Origin of the sequence: Novosphingobium nitrogenifigens DSM 19370 (assembly GCF_000192575.1) — a bacterium.
Taxonomy (GTDB): domain Bacteria; phylum Pseudomonadota; class Alphaproteobacteria; order Sphingomonadales; family Sphingomonadaceae; genus Novosphingobium; species Novosphingobium nitrogenifigens.
The window spans coordinates 1-1,033 of sequence record NZ_GL876949.1; the positions used below are offsets into that span (position 1 = coordinate 1).

The 1,033-nt window shown below is 63.1% G+C and carries 1 protein-coding gene; it reads left to right on the forward strand.

What is annotated here, in order from left to right; all coding sequences use genetic code 11:
- Window positions 1–87: 87 nt before the first annotated feature.
- Window positions 88–1,033: IS701 family transposase (locus Y88_RS18700; RefSeq protein WP_040702702.1), on the forward strand; the 946-nt coding region annotated here is incomplete at its 3' end.

A 1,033-nucleotide genomic window follows, 5' to 3' on the forward strand; every position in this document is an offset into this window, starting at 1 on the left:
CACTACTTTGGCAGAAGTTTAATTTTTGGGATTCCCATGGCGCTGATTGCGTGATTCATGGGGAGCCAGCTTTGACGGAGGCTGGCGATGGACGAGGACTGGCAGTCGGATCTGGAGCGGTGGCTTGCCCCGTATCTGGAGGGGCTGGGGAACAAGACACGACGCCGGATGTGTCCGGCCTATATCGCGGGCCTGATTGGGCCAGGGGATCGCAAGAGCATCCAGCCCATGGCGGCCCGTTCGGACGCCGTCGCTTATGATCGGCTGCATCATTTCATCGGGGCCGGTCTGTGGGATAGCGCCCCGCTGGAAGCGACCTTGTGGCGCCAGGCGGATGAATTGGTCGGTGGCAATGGAGCCTGGCTTATCATCGATGACACCGCCCTACCCAAGAAGGGCAAGGCTTCGGTTGGCGTTGCGCCCCAATACGCGACGGCACTGGGCAAGAATGCAAACTGCCAGACACTGGTATCGGTGACACTGGCCTCGGGTGAAGTTCCGCTCATGCTGAGCTTGCGGCTGTTTCTGCCCGAAAGCTGGACGAGTGATACCGCACGCATGGACAAGGCGGGTGTGCCTGCCCCTTTGCAGGAATATCACACCAAGCCCGAGATCGCGATCGAGGAGATCGATCGTATCATCGCTGCGGGCGTGCGCTTCGGTTGTGTGCTGGCCAATGCCGGTTACGGGCTGTCCGCTCCATTCCGACAGGCACTGAGTGCGCGCAGCCTTTGCTGGGCGGTGGGCATCCCCCGGCACCAAAAGGTCTATCCGGCCGATGTGCAGCTGATCTTCCCGGTCGCAGGACGCGGGCGCCCACGGGTGCGGCATGTGCCGGACGTCAAATCCATTGCCGCGCACGCAATGCTCGAAGGCGCGAAGTGGCGACAGGTCAGTTGGCGCAAGGGAACCAAGGGACCGCTGGCGGCCCGCTTTGCAGCCATGCGCGTGCGCATTGCCGATGGTGCGCCTCAGCGGATCGGCTCTGCCGGGGCCCAGCACATGCCGGGCGAGGAAGCCTGGTTGGTGGGGG